Genomic DNA, 865 nt, shown 5'->3' with positions numbered 1-865 from the left:
GCATCGACAGCTCGATATCCTCTTCGAATGAGGGCGGGTTGGGTCCCCACCAGCCCTTCCAGGCATCATCCGGCCAATCACCGCGGATAGGCCCGAACATGTTGCGTCCGAGAATGAAGGCGCTGAAATTGGCCATGCCGCGGGCCGCATAACCCTCGTCGATGCCTTCAGAACCGCCGTCCTTTCCGATCATCGCGCGGAAGGTGCGGGTACGGAAAAACCATTCGAACATCTCCGTTCCCCGCTTGCCCAGCGGATCGGTCGTGCTTTGCTCCGGCCCGGCGCCGAAACCATCCACGGAAAGCGAAAATGCTGCGAGACGCACCTTCGACGTGCTGCTCTCCTCCACCTGATTGCATACCGAAACTAGTTGCGTTGTCGCATAAGTGATCCTATATTGCAACCAGTTTTAAGGAGAGAATTCGTGGATATTGAACTGCGGTCGGGCTGCCCGATCAACCTGACGATGGAAGTGCTGGGCGATCGGTGGAGTCTCATCATCATCAGGGACATCATGTTCGGCAACCGCCGCCATTTCCGCGATCTTCTGACCCATTCGGAGGAGGGCATTGCCTCCAACATTCTGGCTGCCAGGCTGAAGCGTCTGCTTTCGCTCGGATTCATCAGCAAGCGGGACGACCCGAGCCACAGCCAGAAAGCGATCTACAGCCTGGCGGAGCCGGCGATCCAGCTCGTGCCGGTCTTTGCCATGATCGGCGCCTGGGGACGGCGGCATCTGCCTGTGAGCGAGGAGCTGAGCATCCGTGCGCAGCTTCTCGAAGAAGGCGGGCCGCCGCTGTGGGACGAATTTATGGAGGATCTCCGGCAGATCCACATCGTCGACCCGATCGGCGGCGCCAACGGT

1 protein-coding gene and 1 pseudogene are annotated in these 865 nt (G+C 59.8%); one reads left to right on the top strand and one right to left on the bottom strand.

Translation table 11 applies throughout. The annotated features are described in order from the left end of the window. Positions 1–349, bottom strand: a pseudogene (locus tag FY112_RS00165) (hypothetical protein); the annotation flags it as partial. A 75-nt stretch (positions 350–424) separates the two neighbouring features. On the opposite strand from FY112_RS00165, the gene FY112_RS00160 reads away from it, so the two are divergent. After that, the coding region (locus FY112_RS00160; protein ID WP_151517333.1) for a helix-turn-helix domain-containing protein at positions 425–865 on the top strand (441 nt) is incomplete at its 3' end.

The organism is Rhizobium sp. PEPV16 (assembly GCF_008919455.1).
Classification (GTDB): domain Bacteria; phylum Pseudomonadota; class Alphaproteobacteria; order Rhizobiales; family Rhizobiaceae; genus Rhizobium; species Rhizobium leguminosarum_Q.
This window is presented reverse-complemented; position numbering and strand designations above follow the sequence as displayed.